General features: G+C 67.0%; 15 protein-coding genes. 5 read left to right on the plus strand and 10 right to left on the minus strand.

Annotated features, from left to right (window positions below):
• Positions 1-32: 32 nt before the first annotated feature.
• Both ACTHQS_RS12285 and ACTHQS_RS12290 read left to right on the plus strand, forming a co-directional pair.
• Entirely contained in the window at positions 33-1,262 is a 1,230-nt protein-coding gene (locus ACTHQS_RS12285; RefSeq protein ID WP_440169204.1) for an aminotransferase class I/II-fold pyridoxal phosphate-dependent enzyme, read from the plus strand.
• Positions 1,262-2,050, plus strand: coding sequence for a spermidine synthase (locus ACTHQS_RS12290; RefSeq protein ID WP_440169207.1), 789 nt, complete (start codon positions 1,262-1,264; stop codon positions 2,048-2,050). Before ACTHQS_RS12285 ends, ACTHQS_RS12290 begins: the two co-directional genes overlap by 1 nt.
• On the opposite strand, the gene rsmD is transcribed toward ACTHQS_RS12290, so the two are convergent.
• From rsmD to thiL, 4 genes are read right to left on the minus strand one after another with little or no spacing between them, the layout of a single operon-like run.
• A complete protein-coding gene (gene rsmD / locus ACTHQS_RS12295; protein ID WP_440169210.1) occupies positions 2,047-2,697 on the minus strand; it encodes a 16S rRNA (guanine(966)-N(2))-methyltransferase RsmD in 651 nt (216 codons plus the stop codon). The genes ACTHQS_RS12290 and rsmD overlap by 4 nt on opposite strands.
• Positions 2,698-2,739: 42 nt before the next feature.
• Positions 2,740-5,010 (minus strand): ATP-dependent DNA helicase RecG, encoded by a 2,271-nt coding sequence (locus tag ACTHQS_RS12300; RefSeq protein ID WP_440169213.1) that lies wholly within the window; start codon positions 5,008-5,010, stop codon positions 2,740-2,742.
• Positions 5,000-5,986 carry a DAK2 domain-containing protein gene (locus ACTHQS_RS12305; protein ID WP_440169591.1) on the minus strand — a complete coding sequence of 329 codons (987 nt, stop codon included), beginning with the start codon at positions 5,984-5,986 and terminating at the stop codon, positions 5,000-5,002. The genes ACTHQS_RS12300 and ACTHQS_RS12305 overlap by 11 nt, the downstream gene beginning before the upstream one ends.
• A 22-nt stretch (positions 5,987-6,008) precedes the next feature.
• The gene (gene thiL / locus ACTHQS_RS12310; protein ID WP_440169215.1) at positions 6,009-7,055 is read right to left on the minus strand and encodes a thiamine-phosphate kinase; all 1,047 of its coding nucleotides are present in this window, start codon (positions 7,053-7,055) and stop codon (positions 6,009-6,011) included.
• A gap of 69 nt (positions 7,056-7,124) precedes the next feature.
• Here thiL and ACTHQS_RS12315 point away from each other — a divergent pair, with 69 nt between their 5' ends.
• Positions 7,125-7,628: a DUF3515 domain-containing protein gene (locus tag ACTHQS_RS12315; RefSeq protein WP_440169218.1), complete on the plus strand. Its 504-nt coding sequence runs from the start codon at positions 7,125-7,127 to the stop codon at positions 7,626-7,628.
• Between the two features lie 100 nt (positions 7,629-7,728).
• Here the strand turns inward: ACTHQS_RS12315 and ACTHQS_RS12320 are convergent, their stop codons facing one another.
• The 6 genes from ACTHQS_RS12320 to leuC form a co-directional block, all read right to left on the minus strand.
• The gene (locus ACTHQS_RS12320) at positions 7,729-8,877 is read right to left on the minus strand and encodes a D-alanine--D-alanine ligase family protein (protein ID WP_440169220.1); all 1,149 of its coding nucleotides are present in this window, start codon (positions 8,875-8,877) and stop codon (positions 7,729-7,731) included.
• 2 nt (positions 8,878-8,879) lie between these two features.
• Positions 8,880-9,929, minus strand: a complete 1,050-nt coding sequence (locus tag ACTHQS_RS12325; protein ID WP_440169222.1) for an NAD(P)H-dependent glycerol-3-phosphate dehydrogenase — start codon at positions 9,927-9,929, stop codon at positions 8,880-8,882.
• On the minus strand, positions 9,926-10,696 hold the full coding sequence (locus ACTHQS_RS12330; RefSeq protein WP_440169224.1) for a lysophospholipid acyltransferase family protein: 771 nt from the start codon (positions 10,694-10,696) through the stop codon (positions 9,926-9,928). The genes ACTHQS_RS12325 and ACTHQS_RS12330 overlap by 4 nt, the downstream gene beginning before the upstream one ends.
• Positions 10,697-10,705: 9 nt before the next feature.
• On the minus strand, positions 10,706-12,031 hold the full coding sequence (murA, locus tag ACTHQS_RS12335) for a UDP-N-acetylglucosamine 1-carboxyvinyltransferase (RefSeq protein WP_440169227.1): 1,326 nt from the start codon (positions 12,029-12,031) through the stop codon (positions 10,706-10,708).
• A gap of 147 nt (positions 12,032-12,178) precedes the next feature.
• Entirely contained in the window at positions 12,179-12,781 is a 603-nt protein-coding gene (leuD, locus tag ACTHQS_RS12340; protein ID WP_440169230.1) for a 3-isopropylmalate dehydratase small subunit, read from the minus strand.
• Between the two features lie 9 nt (positions 12,782-12,790).
• The gene (leuC, locus tag ACTHQS_RS12345; RefSeq protein WP_440169233.1) at positions 12,791-14,245 is read right to left on the minus strand and encodes a 3-isopropylmalate dehydratase large subunit; all 1,455 of its coding nucleotides are present in this window, start codon (positions 14,243-14,245) and stop codon (positions 12,791-12,793) included.
• 113 nt (positions 14,246-14,358) lie between these two features.
• Here leuC and ACTHQS_RS12350 point away from each other — a divergent pair, with 113 nt between their 5' ends.
• A complete protein-coding gene (locus ACTHQS_RS12350) occupies positions 14,359-15,078 on the plus strand; it encodes an IclR family transcriptional regulator (RefSeq protein WP_009356552.1) in 720 nt (239 codons plus the stop codon).
• A gap of 43 nt (positions 15,079-15,121) precedes the next feature.
• A complete protein-coding gene (locus ACTHQS_RS12355) occupies positions 15,122-15,667 on the plus strand; it encodes a DUF1697 domain-containing protein (protein WP_440169235.1) in 546 nt (181 codons plus the stop codon).
• Positions 15,668-15,673 lie beyond the last annotated feature (6 nt).

The following is a 15,673-nucleotide window of genomic DNA, read 5'->3' on the forward strand; positions in this document are numbered from 1 at the left end:
ACCTTATGGAAAGGCCGGGATACCATGACTGGATGCATCCAGCACGGGACCTTTCCACACCCCTGGCACCTGCTCCCTGGCAGCGCACCGCGCTCGGAGCGAACCTGCTGGCGCCGGACGGCGGCCTGGGCGTCACCATCTTCGAAGAGATGACCACCCTGGCCGTCCAGACGGGTGCCATTAACCTGGGGCAGGGCTTCCCCGATGAGGACGGGCCGGCTGAAATCCGCGAAGCTGCGCGCGCCGCCATCGCTGCCGGCGCCAATCAGTACGCGCCGGGCAAGGGCCTTCCGGAACTCCGGGAGGCGGTGGCTGCACACCAGGAGCGCTTTTACGGGCTGGCGCCGGACCCGGCAACGGAAGTCATCATCACCACCGGGGCCACCGAAGGCATCGCCGCCTCCTTGCTGGCTTTCGCCGGGCCGGGCGATGAAGTCCTCACATTCGAACCGTTTTACGACTCCTACGGAGCGGTGATTGGACTCTCCGGGGCCACCCACACCACCGTCCCCCTGGCAGCCCCGGACTTCATGCCGGACCTGGCGGCATTGGAGGCAGCCTTCAGTGAACGGACGCGGGTGGTGCTGCTGAACAACCCGCACAATCCCACGGGCGCCGTCTTTCCACCCGCCGTCCTGCAGCGCGTGGTGGATCTTGCGGAGAAGCACGGCAGCATCATCATCACGGATGAGGTGTACGAACACCTCACCTTCGGCGTGCGGCATACTCCCGTGGCCACCCTTCCAGGCGCCGCGGCCCGGACCATCACCATTTCCTCCGCGGGCAAGACGTTTTCCCTCACCGGCTGGAAGGTCGGCTGGCTGAGCGGACCCGAAGAATTAGTTGCCGCCGTCCGCACGGTAAAGCAGTTCCTCACCTACAGCTCGGGCACGCCATTCCAGGCAGCGATCGCAACAGGGCTGGCCCTGCCGGACAGTTTCTACACCGGCATCGCCTCTGCTTTGGAGCAGAAAAGGGACATTCTCAGTGCCGGGCTCCAGGCGGCGGGCTTTGATGTCTTCACTCCGCAGGGAACCTACTTCGTCAACGTGGATACGGCCCCGCTTGGCATCACGGATGCCCTGGACCTGGCCCGGAAACTGCCGGCGCTCGTGGGCGTCGCCGCCATCCCCGTTCCGGTGTTCTGCCATCCGGAAGGCGCGGAACGGACCCGAGGCCTGCTCCGCTTTGCCTTCTGCAAGAAGACGGAAGTCCTCGAGGAGGCTGCCTCGCGGCTGGCAACCCTGCGCGGGAGGCTGTGATGTCCGGCCGCAGCGGCGGCGCCGTCAGCCGCTTCCTGCGGACCACCGGCCAGCACGCCACGATCGAGCCCGATGCGTTTACCGACGGCGGCTACGTCCTCAGCATCGGCGGCGCCGAACAGTCACACGTCAACCTTGACCGGCCCGACGACATCTTCTACGAGTACCCCCGCAGGATCGGACACCTGGTGGATCTCGCCGCGCCGCCAGGTGAACCTATCAAGGCGCTCCACCTGGGAGCAGGGGCCTTGACGCTGGCGCGGTACATCCAGGCCACCCGTCCGGGCTCAGTCCAGTACGCGGTTGAGCTGGAACGCGAACTGCTGGACTTTGTCCTGCAGCACCTGCCGATGCCCGAAGGAACAAACCTGACCACCGTCATTGGGGATGCCCGGGAAGCACTCGGCGCGCTGGACCCCGGCCTTCAGTTCGACGTCGTGATCCTGGACATCTTCTCCGGACCCGAGGCACCGGCCCACATCGCCGACCCCGGTTTCTACCGCGAGGCCAGGGAGCGCCTGGGCCGGGACGGGCTCCTGATCGTCAACGTGGGCGATGAAGCGGCGCTGACCCTGCTTCGAAGCCAAGTGGCGGCGATGCGGGAAGCCGTGGGCGATGTGGCCGCATTCGCGGAAGCGGGCATGTTTGAGGGCCGCTATCCGGGCAACATCATCCTGGTGGGCACGCAGGGCCGCTGGCCGGAATCATGGACAGCAGCGCTCGCTGCCCGGGGCCCCCACCCCGCAACGGTCCTGGCCGGAGTGGATCTGGATCCCTTCTCGGGCTAAGCGCCCGGGGCAACAGGCCGTTCGGTATCGGCGCCTGCCTCCGCAGCTTCCGCCAGGTCCTCAGCGGCGATGGCGTCGGGAACGAACGGCTCGGCGAACCACAGCCGGGTCTCCCCGTATTTCTTCTCGGCAAACCTCGTCATCCCGTCCGGCCATCCCGGTTCCGGGGACCGCGAGGAGCGTTCCACCACCACGACGGCGCCGGGTCCCAGGTGGGCCGCAAGCTTCTGCAGGACGGCGGACAGTCCGGCTTCCTCCAGCGGATACGGCGGGTCCAGGAACACCAGGTCCCAGGCCGCGTTCTCTTCGGCGCGGTCCAGGAAGGGCTCAACCCTGGAGCGGTGGACAGTCACGGCTTTGCGGCCCAGCACCCCGTTGATGAGGTCAGCGTTGCGCTGGCACACGCCGCTTGCCTTGGCGTCCGACTCGACCAAGTCCACCGACAGCGCTCCCCTGCTGCCGCTTTCCACCCCCAGGGCGCCGGAACCGGCATAAAGGTCCAGCACCCGGGCGTCGGCAATCACGTTAAAGGCGTCGAGGCGCGAGAACAGCGCTTCCTTGACCCGGTCCGTGGTGGGCCGGGTCAACGAACCCGGCACCGCAGCCAGGGATGTCCCGCCGGCCGCCCCGGCGATGATCCGCGTCACGCCGCCCACCGCGATCCGGCGGTGCCCGTCGCGCTTTCGTTGCTAACCGCGTTCAAGGAACGCCTCCTTCTCGGGGTTGAGGTATTTCTCGATGGCATCGGCAAGTTCGGGATGGCCCGCCAGCAGCGGGTCCCCGCCAACGATTGCCTGGGCGTCGTCCCTGGCCCGGGCTATCACGTCTTCGTGCTCCAGCACCCGCAGCAGCTTGAGGGTAGACCGCCCGCCGGACTGGGAAGCACCAAGGATATCGCCCTCGCGCCGAAGCTTGAGGTCTTCCTGGGAAAGGACGAAACCATCCGTGGTTGAAGCCACGGCTTCCAGCCGCCGCCGGCTGGGGTGGCCGGGTTCGAGGGCGGTGACCAGCAGGCAGGTGCCCGGGAGGCCGCCGCGGCCCACGCGGCCGCGAAGCTGATGCAGCTGCGAGATCCCGAACCTGTCAGCGTCCAGGATGACCATCAAGGTGGCGTTATGCACGTCCACCCCCACCTCGATCACCGTGGTGGAGACGAGCAGCTTGATGCGGTTGGCGGTGAACCCTGCCATGGTGTCCGTCTTCAGCTCCGGGTCCTGGCGCCCGTGGAGGGGAGCCAGCGGCACCCCCGCCAGCGAGGGCTCGCCCAGCAAGTGGTCCACGACGGCGGTGACGGACGCCAGTTCCCGGGCTTCCTCCGTCTCCACGCCCGGTGGTGCCGCCTCCCCCGGGCTGAAGTCGCCGTCGTCGTCCGTGCCAATCTTGGGACAAACGACATACACCTGGTGGCCGGCGTCGATCTCCTCCCGGGCTCGTGCCCAGATCCGTGCCGCCCAGGCAGGATTTTCCGCGAGGCCCACGAGGTGGGTGGCGATGGGCGCCCGCCCCTTGGGCAGTTCATCGAGGGTGGACGTTTCAAGGTCACCAAAGACTGTCATTGCCACGGTGCGGGGAATGGGCGTTGCGGTCATGACCAGCAGGTGCGGCGGTTTCCGGGCCTTGGCCCGCAGGGCATCACGCTGCTCCACGCCGAAGCGGTGCTGTTCATCCACCACGATCAGGCCCAGGTCATAGAACGAGACGTTATCGCTGAGCAGCGCATGCGTGCCGATGATGATTCCTGCCGTCCCGGCGGCGGCATCCAGCATGGCTTGCTTCCGTGCCGCGGTGGGCATGGACCCGGTCAGCAGCGTGACCTGGACGGACGGCCCGGCGCCCCCGGCCAAGCCGCCCAGGAGCCCGTCAGTGGAGAGCGGACCCAGGGTGCGGCGGATGGAGTCATAGTGCTGGGCGGCGAGCACTTCGGTGGGGGCAAGGAGCGCGGCCTGGCCGCCTGCGTCCACCACCTGGAGCATGGCCCGCAATGCCACGACGGTTTTCCCGGAGCCCACTTCGCCCTGCAGCAGCCGGTTCATCGGCGTGTCCTGTGCGAGTTCCGCGGCGAGGGTCTTACCGACGGCGGCCTGGCCGGCCGTGAGCGTGAACGGCAGGGCTTGGTCGAAGGCGGCCAGGATGCCGTCGCTGACAGGGCGCCGGGCCGTGGCTTCCTCTGCGGCGAGCTGGGCCCGGCGCCTGGCCAGCGCCGACTGCAGTACCAGGGCCTCCTGGTAGCGGAGCCGGTGGCGGGCACGCTGCCAGTCGGTAGCAGTTTCGGGCATGTGGATGAGGCGGTATGCGTCCGCCACCGGCAGGAAGCCTTCCCTGGCTGCCACCGCCTGGGGAACAGGGTCCGGCACCGAGCCAAGGTCCGAGGTCTCGAGCAGTGTGGCGACCACCTTCTGGATCTTCCAGCTGGGCAGCTTGGCCGTGGCCGGGTACACCGGAATGGGCATGGCCGCGAGTTTCTCGGGGTCCTGGCCGCCGTCACTGAAGGGATCTTCGTCGAGGAGCTGGAAATCGGGGTTGGTGAGGCCCAGCTTCCCTTTGAAACTGGTCACCCTCCCGGAAAACAAGGCACGGCGTCCCTGCAGGAGTTCATTTTTGGCCTTGAACCCGTTGAAGAAGCTGATTTTGAGGGTGCCCGGAACTTTCCCCGTGTAATCCCGGCCGCCCACCAGCCGCAGCCCTTGCTGCCCGTCGTCGTCGGAAACGATGACGTCGGTGATGGTCCCGCGCCGTGCCTGCATCTGCCGGGTGCTGTTGGACAGAACCCGGGCAATAAGGGTGACCTCCTCATCCAGCGGAAGCTCCGTGATGGGCGTTAACTCGCCGCGGCTCATGTAGCGGCGCGGGTAGTAGTTGAGGAGGCCTTCGACGGTGGTGATGCCAAGATGTTTCTCGATGACCGCCGCGGAACGTTTCCCGATCCGCCGCTCCAGGGCCAGTTCCAGCTCAGCGTTCATGCCCGCCAGTGTTCACCGCGTCCGCATCCGGGTCCCGGGGCAGGGCCAGTTCGCTGATGCTGATCTGGGACGGTTCGCCCAAGGACCGGATGATATCGACTGCCGGTGCGGCGTCCGGGACATGCACGTGCACCCGCCACCGGTAGTTGCCGTCGGCGTCCGGACCGTTGCCCACCTGGCTCATGATCACCGACTCGCCGATTTCGTCGAGCCGCTGCCGGAGGGTCGCAGCGTTCAACGGCGAAAGGCTGATGGTGCACATGACTTCCACGCCGTCGTCGTCCGGCATGGAGGTGTGGATGTGGGGATCGGAGACGTCGTAGCCGTGGAGGCCATCGAGAAGCTCCTCCTGCAGTTCCTCCCCAAGGACAGCGGAGCGGAGGCAGTCAAGGATCAGCAGCATTCCCACGCCGCCCGCATCCACCACATGGGCAGTCTGGAGCGCGTCGAGCTGTTCCTCGGTGTGGATCACAGCCGCCAGGGCTCCCTCCACCGCGGCGTCCAGCGCGAGGCCCAGGGCTTGGTTGCTGTCATCGCCGTCCTGGCCGGCGTCGACCGCCGCAGCCGCACGCGCTGCCGCCTCCATGACCGAAAGCATGGTCCCCGGAACGGGATCGCTCAGCGCAGACCAGGCGCGGATCTGGGCACGGTTCAGGGCTGCGGACAGGAGCGTGGATGTCAGCCGGGTGTGTCCGGCCAGCGGCTCGGCCGCAGCGCACAGGAAGACCGAAAACAGGGTTCCGGAATTTCCCCTGGCCTCTTCCATGGCTGCCTGGCCCGCGATGGAAAGGACTTCCCCGACATCGACCGGGGCCGGCTGGTCCGCCTCCAGCACCAGTGCACGGGCGGCAGCGCGGACCGTCAGATAGAGGTTTGTACCGGTATCGCCGTCAGCCACCGGAAAGATGTTGATGGCGTTGAGCCGGTCGCTGTGGTTTCCCAGGGCAGTTTCAGCCTTGCCCAGCCACCTCTTCATCGCCAGCGCGTTGGCGGCAACCTTAGTGTGCAAAGTGATCCCATCCCCCGGTGTCCGCGGCCCGGCCAGCTATCAGGACACCCGGGCCTTCATCGGTACCGAGTGCATGTATCGAGCCTATCGCAGTGAATCCGGGCGGCAGCTGAACGCCGGCAGGGAATGTGGCCAACAGTCCGTGGTCCTCCCCGCCGCCCAACACCCACGCCGCGGCATCCGCTCCCAGCCGCGCCGCGGCCGGCCCCAGCAGTTCAGCCAATTGGGTAAGCCGTGCTGGATCGAGGGAGACGGCAACATGGCTTGCGGCGGCAAGCCGTTGCCCGTCGCGCAGGAGCCCATCCGATATATCCAGCATTGCTGTGGCACCCGCAGCCCGGGCTGCGGGCCCCGCTTCCAGCGGCGGCCGCGGGCGGCACTGCAGGTCAACGAACGCCTGCTCGGCGGGGGTGAGGGGATCCAGGGCGACGCCGGATTCGAGCAGGGCAAGGCCCGCCGCTGCATGGCCGACTGTTCCGGCCAGCGCGAGGGTGTCCCCCGGCCGGGCACCGGACCGGAGGACGGGCCGCCCGCCGTCGAGGGTTCCCAGGACCGCTGCGGTCACGGAAATCTCCCGGCCCCGGCCCAAGTCGCCGCCTGCCACGGAACAGCGGACAGCCCCGAGTTCCTGGATTCCGGCCGTCAACCCGTCCGCGAGGTCCTCGACCCAACCGACCGGCGTGTCAACGGGGAGCGTGAGGCTGACCACCATGGACGTGGCATGCGCACCCATCGCGTTGATGTCGCTGAGGTTCTGGGCGGCTGCTTTCCACCCGACGTCATAGCCGGTGGTGCGGTAGCCGTTGGGCCATAGGAGCCGGAAGTCCTGGTCCTGGACCTGGGTGTCGATGCTGATGACCGTCCTCCCGTCCGGGGCCGCAACGATGGCGGCGTCATCCCCGGGCCCCAGCAGCGTGCTTGTGGTGTGTCCGGCCTCCATCCGGAGGCGCGGAAAGATCCGGGCCAGCAGGTCGGCTTCGGAAAGGCCGGCCACGGTGGGCTGGTGGTCGATACGGTTACGGAGGTCTTCAGGCACGCCACTACGCTACCGCGCCCGGCCGACATTGTGTCCGGGCGGGGACGGCGGCGGCGATAGGCTGGAAGCATGCACCATCCCCAGCTGCCCCTGTCCGCCCGCGCCGCCAGGATGGCGATGATTGGGGCAATTGCCGCCCTTTCCTTGACTGCATGCTCCCCCGCAGTGGATGTCACCGCCGCCAAGGACGCGGCCAACCCGGCGTGCGCGCCGATGATGGTTGCCCTGCCCGATGCCATTGGCGATTCAAAACTGCGGAAGACCAACAGCCAGGCCACCGCGGCCTGGGGCGATCCCTCCCTTGTCATCCTTCGCTGCGGCGTCAACGTGCCGGGGCCGACGACGGACCGCTGCGTCACCGTGAACGGCATCGACTGGGTAATCAAGGAAGGCGACCCGGCGTGGACGCTGACCACCTACGGCAGGGAACCAGCCACGGAAATCGTGATGGACCCGGACAAGATCAGCTCCGCGACAGTGCTGGCGGACCTGGCCGCAGCGGCCGGCAAGGTTCCGTCGTCACGGAACTGCGTGGGCCAGGAGGATCTGCAGAACCTGCCCAAGAGCCAGTAGGCGGACGCGCACTCTGCAGATACCACCAGGGTGCCGGTGGCGGGCCCACGCCGGCAGGGTTCCCTGGCCGGCGTGGCGGGGTTAGGGTGCCGGGAGGGGCTCAGCGGAGGCCAGTGTTGCGGTTCAGTGCCAGGTAGATCAGCTCGTCGATCAGGTCGGCGTAGTCCAGGCCTGATGCCGCCCACATCTGGGGGTACATACTCTTGGGCGTGAAGCCGGGCATCGTGTTGATCTCGTTGATGATCAATTCGCCTTCAGGCGTGTAGAAGAAGTCCACGCGGCTCAGTCCCTCGGCCCCCACGGCGTCGAACGCGGCGGCAGCCAGTTCACGCACGCGGGAGATGGCTTCCGCAGGCATGTCGGCGGGGCAGCTGAGGGCCGCGGCATCATCCTCGACGTACTTGGCATTGAAGTCGTAGAACTCGTGCGTTCCTCCGGCTACGGAGATTTCACCCGGCATTGATGTCCGTGGCGCATCAGTGCCGCGGCCTTCCAGGACCGCACACTCGATTTCGCGGCCAACAATGCCGGCTTCGATCACGAGCTTAAGGTCGTGGCGGCGGGCTTCCTCGATGGCGGCGTCCAGCCCCTCGAGGGAGTCGACCTTCGAGATGCCCATGGAGGAACCTGCCCGGGCCGGCTTGACGAACACGGGGAAACCCAGCCGGTCCACCTGTTTCCGCACCGCTTCGGGGTCCTTGCGCCACTGCCTGTCCGTCACGGCCACGTACGGCCCCACGTGCAGCCCGGCGGCCCCGAAGACCACCTTCATGTAGTGCTTGTCCATGCCGACGGCGGAGGCCAGGACACCGGCACCGACGTAGCGCGTGTCCGACAGCTCGAGAAGCCCCTGGATGGTGCCGTCCTCGCCGAAGGGCCCGTGCAGCAGCGGAAAGACGACGTCGACGGCGCCCAGCTCCTGCGGAACCTGGTTTGGCGAGGCCACGATCAGCTGGTGTTCCCCGCCGATCTCGGCCAGGGTCACGGTCTCCGGGGACGGCACGACTTCAGGAAGGGACGATGCCGCCAGGGACCATTGCGCGGTCTCGGCGGCGGCAAGAACCCATTGGCCGGTCTTGGCGATCCCGATGGGAATGACCTCGTACTTGTCCTTGTTGATGGCACCCAGCACACCTGCCGCCGTTACGCAGCTCACTGAGTGCTCGCTGGAACGGCCCCCGAAGAGCACGGCTACGCGGGGCTTCCGGGGGGTGGCCGCCTGGCCCGTGGTGGGTTTGTCTTGGGACATGGTCAGTAATCGCCTTCAGGTTTCAATTCCCGGGACAGCAGAACCGGCCCCAGTTGGTCAACGGACAGCTTGCCTGCCAGCACGGCCACGACGGCGGCCGTGATGGGCATTTCGACGCCGAGCTTGCCGGCAAGTTCATGGACGGCCTGGCCGGACTTGATGCCTTCGGCGGTCTGGGTCATCTTCCGGCCCACCTCCTCCAGCGTCAGGCCCTGGCCCAGCAGCCGGCCGGCAGTGTGGTTCCGGGACAGCGCGGAGGAACACGTTGCCACTAGGTCGCCAAGCCCGGCAAGTCCCGCCATGGTTTTCGCTTCGCCGCCCAGCGCCAGCGCGAGGCGTGATGTTTCGGCCAGTCCCCGGGTAATCACCGAGGCCTTGGTGTTGTCCCCCATCTGCTTGCCCTCGCAAATGCCGACGGCCAGCGCGATCACGTTCTTGACGATGCCGCCGATTTCGACGCCGACGACGTCTGCCGTGGTGTAGGGCCGGAAGTAGGGGGCGGTGCAGGTCCTGGCAAGCCAGCCCGCCGTCGCGGAATCCGTGCACGCCACAACGGACGCGGTGGGCTCCTCACGCGCGATTTCCATGGCCAGGTTGGGGCCGGAGACAACGGCGATGCGTTCCTGCGGCAGGTCCAGTTCCTGGCTGATGACTTCGCTCATGCGGGCATCCGTCCCCAGCTCCAGGCCTTTCATGAGGGAGACGACGACGGCCCCGGGGGCGATCATCTCCTTCCACTCCCGCAGCTGCGGACGCAGCGACTGGGCCGGAACGGCCACCACCACAAGCTCCGCTCCTGCCAGGACCCCGCGGACGTCGGTTGACGCCGTGATGCTCTCCGGCAGGACGATGTCCTTGAGGTAGTCGCTGTTGCGGTGGCTGGTGTTGATCTCGTCCACCACTTCGGCACGCCTGCCCCACAGCTTGATGGCGCGCGGCGTACCCGCGGCGATGGCGGCGTCCGCCAGGACCTTCGCGAACGTTGTTCCCCATGATCCTGCACCGAGGACGGCCACCGTGCGGGCCGCTCCCGGCTTTCCGTCAGCGGTCACTGCGCTTCCGTTCCTGCACCCGGCTGCTGACCGCGTTCCACGAAGCGCCCGTGCTTGGCCTGCTGCTGCTTGGCCGGATCCCAGCGCTCGGCTGGTGGCTGCTCTCCGCGCAGGCCCGCGAGGAGAGCCGTGATGGCGTCCATAATCAGTTCGGTGGCCTCCGCCAGTGTGGCCTTGTCCAGGGGACGGCCACTGAAGGCACTCAGGTCAACGGGATCGCCGACGACGACGCGGGAGCGCTTCCGCGGGAACAGGTGGAACCGCTTGCCGTACCTGGGGAACACCTCGTGCGCACCCCAGTGGGCGATGGGCACAACCGGGATCCCGCCTTCGAGGGCCAGCCGGGCCGCGCCGGTGTGCCCCTTCATCGGCCAAAGCCCCGGGTCACGGGTCAGCGTACCCTCGGGATAGATGATGATTGCGCCGCCCTCAGCCACGATCTCCTGGGCCACCTGGAGCGACCGGTTCGCTCCCGCCGTCGAACGCTCCACCGGCACCTGCTTGGTGGCGCGCAGGAGCGGGCCCAGCCCGGGAACCTTGAACAGCCCGGCTTTGGCCAGGAAGTGGGGCGCCCGCTTCTGGTTGTAGAGCATGTGCCCCACCACCAGGGGGTCGATTTCGGTGCAGTGGTTGGGCGCGGCAATGAAGCCGCCAGCGGGGAGTTTCTCCGTGCCTTCCCACGTTTTGGACATCATGAGGTTCATCAGCGGCCGGACGACGCCGGCGATGAACACAAATGTGGCCCTGCTCTTGGCAGATTCCTTCACAGTCCCGCTCTACTTCGTGGTGGTGATGTCGAAATCGGCACCGAGGCCGGCGAGCTTCTCGGTGAAGCGCTCGTAGCCGCGGTTGATGATATCGATCCCGGTGACCCGTGAGGTTCCCGTGGCGGCCAGGGCGGCAATGAGGTGGCTGAAGCCGCCGCGCAGGTCCGGGACATCGATGTCCGTTCCCTTAAGCTGGGTGGGGCCGGAAATGACAGCCGAGTGCAGGAAGTTCCGCTGGCCGAACCGGCACGGAACGCTGCCCAGGCACTCCCGGTGCACCTGGATGCTGGCGCCCATTCGGATGAGGGCGTCGGTGAAGCCGAAACGGTTCTCGTACACCGTCTCGTGGACGATCGAAACGCCTTCGGCCTGGGTGAGCGCCACCACCAGCGGCTGCTGCCAGTCGGTCATGAATCCGGGGTGGACGTCCGTTTCGAGGACCAGCGGGTTCAGCTTTCCACCTTTGTGGTAGAAGCGGATGCCGTCCTCGCCGATGTCCATTCCGCCGCCCACTTTGCGGTAGGTGTTCAGGAAAGTCATCATGTCGCGCTGGGAGGCGCCCTCCACGAAGATGTCACCGCGGGTCACCAGCGCCGCCGACGCCCAGGACGCCGACTCATTGCGGTCCGAGAGGGCGCGGTGGTTGTAACCGCCCAGGTCGCGGACGCCTTCGATGCGGATGGTGCGGTCGGTCTGGACGCTGATGATGGCGCCCATCTTCTGCAGCACGGCGATGAGGTCGATGATCTCCGGTTCGGTGGCGGCACCGGAAAGTTCCGTAATGCCTTCCGCGCGCGTCGCAGTCAGCAGGACCTGCTCCGTGGCCCCGACTGACGGATACGGCAGCGAGATCTTGGCCCCGTGAAGCCCCCTGGGCGCGGAGATATGGATGCCGCCGGGACGCTTCTCCACCACGGCACCGAACTGCCGCAGGACGTCCAGGTGGTAGTCAATGGGCCGGTCGCCGATTTTGCAGCCACCCAGGTCCGGGATGAAGGCTTCACCGATCGCGTGGATCAGCGGCCCGCAGAGCAGGATGGGAATGCGGGAGTCGCCGGCGTGGGCGTCAATGGCGGTGCTCGGCGCCGTCTTGGCAGCCTTGGGGTCGAGGGTGAGGTCACCGTTGACCGGGTCTTTCTCCACGGTCACGCCATGCAGCTGCAGCAGGGAGGTGACGACCTCCACGTCCTTGATTTCCGGCACGTTCCGCAACACCGAGGGTTCGTTGCCCAGCAACGCCGCCACCATTGCCTTGGGAACAAGATTCTTGGCCCCACGGACGCTGACGCGGCCTGTAAGCGGGACACCGCCGCGGATTGTCAGAACACTACTCATATACCGGTTTCCTCACGATCACTAGCCCCCAAAACCTTGCAAAGGCTCCAACCAAGCATAGGAGGTCGCGTTACCGAACCGAAATAACGGGGCACCGGCGGCGGGGCGTGGCGGGACCGGGCGCCCGCCGCCGGATGCATACCTGGGCTAGGAAAGCTTGGCCGGCAGGGTCTTGGGCTTGAACGCCGGGCGGGTGGCCTCGTAGGCGGTGATGTCGGACTCGTGCTGGAGGGTCAGCCCGATGTCGTCCAGGCCTTCCAGGAGCCGCCAGCGGGTGTAGTCGTCGATCTCAAAGGGAGCCACAATGTTGCCGCAGACGACCGTCTTGGACTCAAGGTCCACCGTGACCTGGGTCCCCGGGGCGTTCTCGAGTTCCTTCCAGATGAGCTCGATGTCGTCCTGGGCCACCTGCGCGGCCAACAGCCCCTGCTTGCCGGAGTTGCCGCGGAAGATATCGGCGAACCGGGAAGAAAGCACAGCCTTGAAGCCGTAGTCCTTCAGTGCCCAGACGGCGTGTTCGCGGGAGGAGCCGGTACCGAAGTCCGGGCCGGCCACCAGCACCGAACCGGTGTTGTACGGCTCCTGGTTCAGGATGAAGGAGGGGTCCTTGCGCCAGGCGGAGAACAAGGCATCCTCGAACCCGGTCCGGGTGATGCGCTTGAGGTAGACAGCGGGGATGATTTGGTCGGTGTCGACGTTGCTCTGGCGCAGCGGGACGCCGATGCCGGTGTGCTTGGTGAATTTTTCCATGGTGTTGTCCTAGGCTGCGTCGATGTGGATGGCTGCGGGTTCGGGAGCCGGTTCAAGGTCCGACGGCGAGCTGAGCGTGCCGCGCACGGCCGTGGCTGCCGCCACCACCGGGGACACCAGGTGCGTGCGGCCGCCCTTGCCCTGGCGCCCTTCGAAGTTGCGGTTGGAGGTTGAGGCGCAGCGCTCCCCCGGCTCCAGCTGGTCCGGGTTCATGCCCAGGCACATGGAGCAGCCGGCGAACCGCCATTCCGCACCGAAGTCCTTGAACACGCGGTCCAGGCCCTCAGCTTCCGCTTCGAGCCGGACCCGGGCCGAGCCGGGCACCACCAGCATGCGGACCTGCGGATCCTTTTCGCGGCCGCGGATGATGTCCGCGGCGGCGCGCAGGTCCTCGATCCGGGAGTTGGTGCAGGAACCGAGGAAGACGGTGTCCACCCGGATGTCCTTCATCGGCGTGCCGGCTTCGAGCCCCATGTACTGCAGGGCACGCACCGCGGCGGCCTTGGCGTTCTCGTCGCCGAAGTCCTCGGGGGACGGAACGGACTGGGACAGGGACACGCCCTGGCCGGGGTTGGTGCCCCAGGTGACGAACGGCTCCAGCGTGTCGGCGTCCAGGTCCACCTCGACGTCGAAGGTGGCGTCGTCGTCGGTCCTCAGTGTGTTCCAGTACTCGACGGCGGCGTCCCAGTCAGCGCCCTCCGGCGCGTGCGGGCGGCCCAGCATGTAGTCGTACGTGGTCTGGTCGGGTGCCACCATGCCGGCCCTGGCGCCTGCCTCGATGGACATGTTGCAGATGGTCATCCGCGCTTCCATGGACAACGCCCGGATGGCCGAGCCACGGTATTCCAGCACATAGCCCTGGCCGCCGCCGGTGCCGATTTTTGCGATCACGGCGAGGATAATGTCCTTGGCGGTAACGCCCGGCCGCAGTGTGCCCTCCACGTTGATGGCCATGGTCTTGAACGGCTTCAGCGACAGGGTCTGGGTGGCCATGACGTGCTCCACCTCGGACGTGCCGATGCCCATGGCGAGCGCCCCGAAGGCGCCGTGCGTGGAGGTGTGCGAGTCTCCGCAGACCACCGTCATGCCGGGCTGCGTGAGGCCCAGCTGGGGACCCACGACGTGGACAATGCCCTGTTCGGCGTCGCCCAGGCTGTGCAGCCGGACCCCGAACTCCGCGCAGTTGTTGCGCAGGGTCTGGATCTGGGTGCGGCTGGTGAGATCGGCAATGGGCTTGTCGATGTCCAGGGTGGGGGTGTTGTGGTCTTCGGTGGCGATGGTCAGGTCCGGCCGGCGCAGCTTGCGCCCTGCCAGCCGCAGGCCTTCAAATGCCTGCGGGGACGTGACTTCGTGGACCAGGTGGAGGTCGATGAACAGAAGGTCGGGCTGGGCGTTGGCACCATCGCCGTCACCTTTGCGCACCACGTGTGCGTCCCAGACTTTCTCGGCCAATGTCTTTCCCATGGCCATCTCCCTTCACTGCTGTTTGGCTGAATAGTCCAACTGAATCAGGAGGCCTCCGCGGCGCGCCACCCGAAAGATTTGCATCTCAGATAATGAGACGGCAATATCATTACATGGACAATTCTAGTGGAGTCGGTGTCATTGATAAAGCGGCCCAGGTGCTCGATGCCCTCGAGGCAGGACCCACCACGCTGGCGCAGCTCGTGGCCGCCACCGGCCTGGCCCGGCCCACTGTCCACCGCCTCGCCTTGGCGCTGGTGCACCACCGGCTGGTGAGCCGTGACATCCAGGGCCGGTTCGTCCTTGGCAGCCGGCTCGTTGAGCTCGCTTCCGCCGCCGGCGAGGACCGCCTGATCGCCTCGGCCGGCCCCGTGCTGATGCAATTGCGCGACGCCACTGGAGAAAGCGCCCAGATCTTCCGGCGGCAGGGCGACTGGCGCGTGTGCGTCGCCTCCGCGGAACGCCCCATCGGCCTGCGCGACACCATCCCGGTAGGCACCCAGCTGTCGATGAAAGCCGGTTCCGCCGCCCAGGTCCTGCTGGCGTGGGAAGACCACGACCGGCTCCTGGAGGGCCTCCAGTCGGCCCGCTTCACACCCACCGTGCTGGCAGGAGTACGACGACGGGGCTGGGGGCAGAGCCTGGGCGAACGCGAGCCTGGGGTTGCGTCAGTCTCGGCACCTGTGCGGGGACCGTCCGGCAGGGTGATCGCCGCCGTCTCCATTTCGGGCCCGATCGAACGGCTGACCCGCCAGCCGGGACGCCTTCACGCTGAAGTGGTCTGCAACGCTGGACGCATCCTGACCGAGGCGTTGCGAAAGAACAACGACTAGGACCTTCCCGTCCCCCAGGCGTCCACGCCGCTAGGCTGTGCCCATGGGCAGCTATGCAGTGTTCCTCCGTGGGATCAACGTTGGCGGAATCAATATCAAGATGGCGGACCTCAGGGACGCACTGAAGAACTGTGGTTTCACCGACGCAAAGACCCTTCTGGCGAGCGGCAACGTGGTGCTGTCCAGCAGCCTGGACGCCGCAGCCGTGAAGCGCGAGTGCGAAAAGTGCCTCCGCGCGGCCTTTGGCTACGAAGCGTGGGTGGTGGTCCTGGACGCCGGGAGGGTGGCTGAACTCGTGGACGCCTGCCCCTATCCCGAGGACGACAAGGCCACCCATACCTACATCACCATTTCTTCGGACCCTGCCGTACTGGACGAACTGGAGGCGGCCGGCTCAGCCCTGGAAAGCCAGGACCAGCAGCGGCTTGCGCCGGAGGCGCTTGCCTGGCTGGCCCCTGTGGGCGGGACCCTGGACAGCCCCTTCAGCAAGATCAGCGCCAAGGCGAAATTCAAGGCCGCAACCACCACCCGGAACCTGCGCACCCTGATCAAGGTCCGTGACGCCGCACGGGCCCTTTCAGCAGGGTAACCAGGA

The sequence above is a fragment of the Arthrobacter sp. SAFR-044 genome, assembly GCF_051965175.1.
Lineage (GTDB): Bacteria > Actinomycetota > Actinomycetes > Actinomycetales > Micrococcaceae > Arthrobacter.

Excerpts from the sequence above, each read along its gene's own strand:
- ACTHQS_RS12285 (WP_440169204.1), top strand. The coding sequence starts at position 33 with ATGCATCCAGCACGGGACCTTTCCACACCCCTGGCACCTGCTCCCTGG.
- ACTHQS_RS12290 (WP_440169207.1), top strand. The coding sequence starts at position 1,262 with ATGTCCGGCCGCAGCGGCGGCGCCGTCAGCCGCTTCCTGCGGACCACC.
- ACTHQS_RS12300 (WP_440169213.1), bottom strand. The coding sequence starts at position 5,010 with ATGAACGCTGAGCTGGAACTGGCCCTGGAGCGGCGGATCGGGAAACGT.
- ACTHQS_RS12305 (WP_440169591.1), bottom strand. The coding sequence starts at position 5,986 with ATGAAGAGGTGGCTGGGCAAGGCTGAAACTGCCCTGGGAAACCACAGC.
- ACTHQS_RS12315 (WP_440169218.1), top strand. The coding sequence starts at position 7,125 with ATGCACCATCCCCAGCTGCCCCTGTCCGCCCGCGCCGCCAGGATGGCG.
- ACTHQS_RS12320 (WP_440169220.1), bottom strand. The coding sequence starts at position 8,877 with ATGTCCCAAGACAAACCCACCACGGGCCAGGCGGCCACCCCCCGGAAG.
- murA (WP_440169227.1), bottom strand. The coding sequence starts at position 12,031 with ATGAGTAGTGTTCTGACAATCCGCGGCGGTGTCCCGCTTACAGGCCGC.
- leuD (WP_440169230.1), bottom strand. The coding sequence starts at position 12,781 with ATGGAAAAATTCACCAAGCACACCGGCATCGGCGTCCCGCTGCGCCAG.
- leuC (WP_440169233.1), bottom strand. The coding sequence starts at position 14,245 with ATGGGAAAGACATTGGCCGAGAAAGTCTGGGACGCACACGTGGTGCGC.
- ACTHQS_RS12350 (WP_009356552.1), top strand. The coding sequence starts at position 14,359 with ATGGACAATTCTAGTGGAGTCGGTGTCATTGATAAAGCGGCCCAGGTG.
- ACTHQS_RS12355 (WP_440169235.1), top strand. The coding sequence starts at position 15,122 with ATGGGCAGCTATGCAGTGTTCCTCCGTGGGATCAACGTTGGCGGAATC.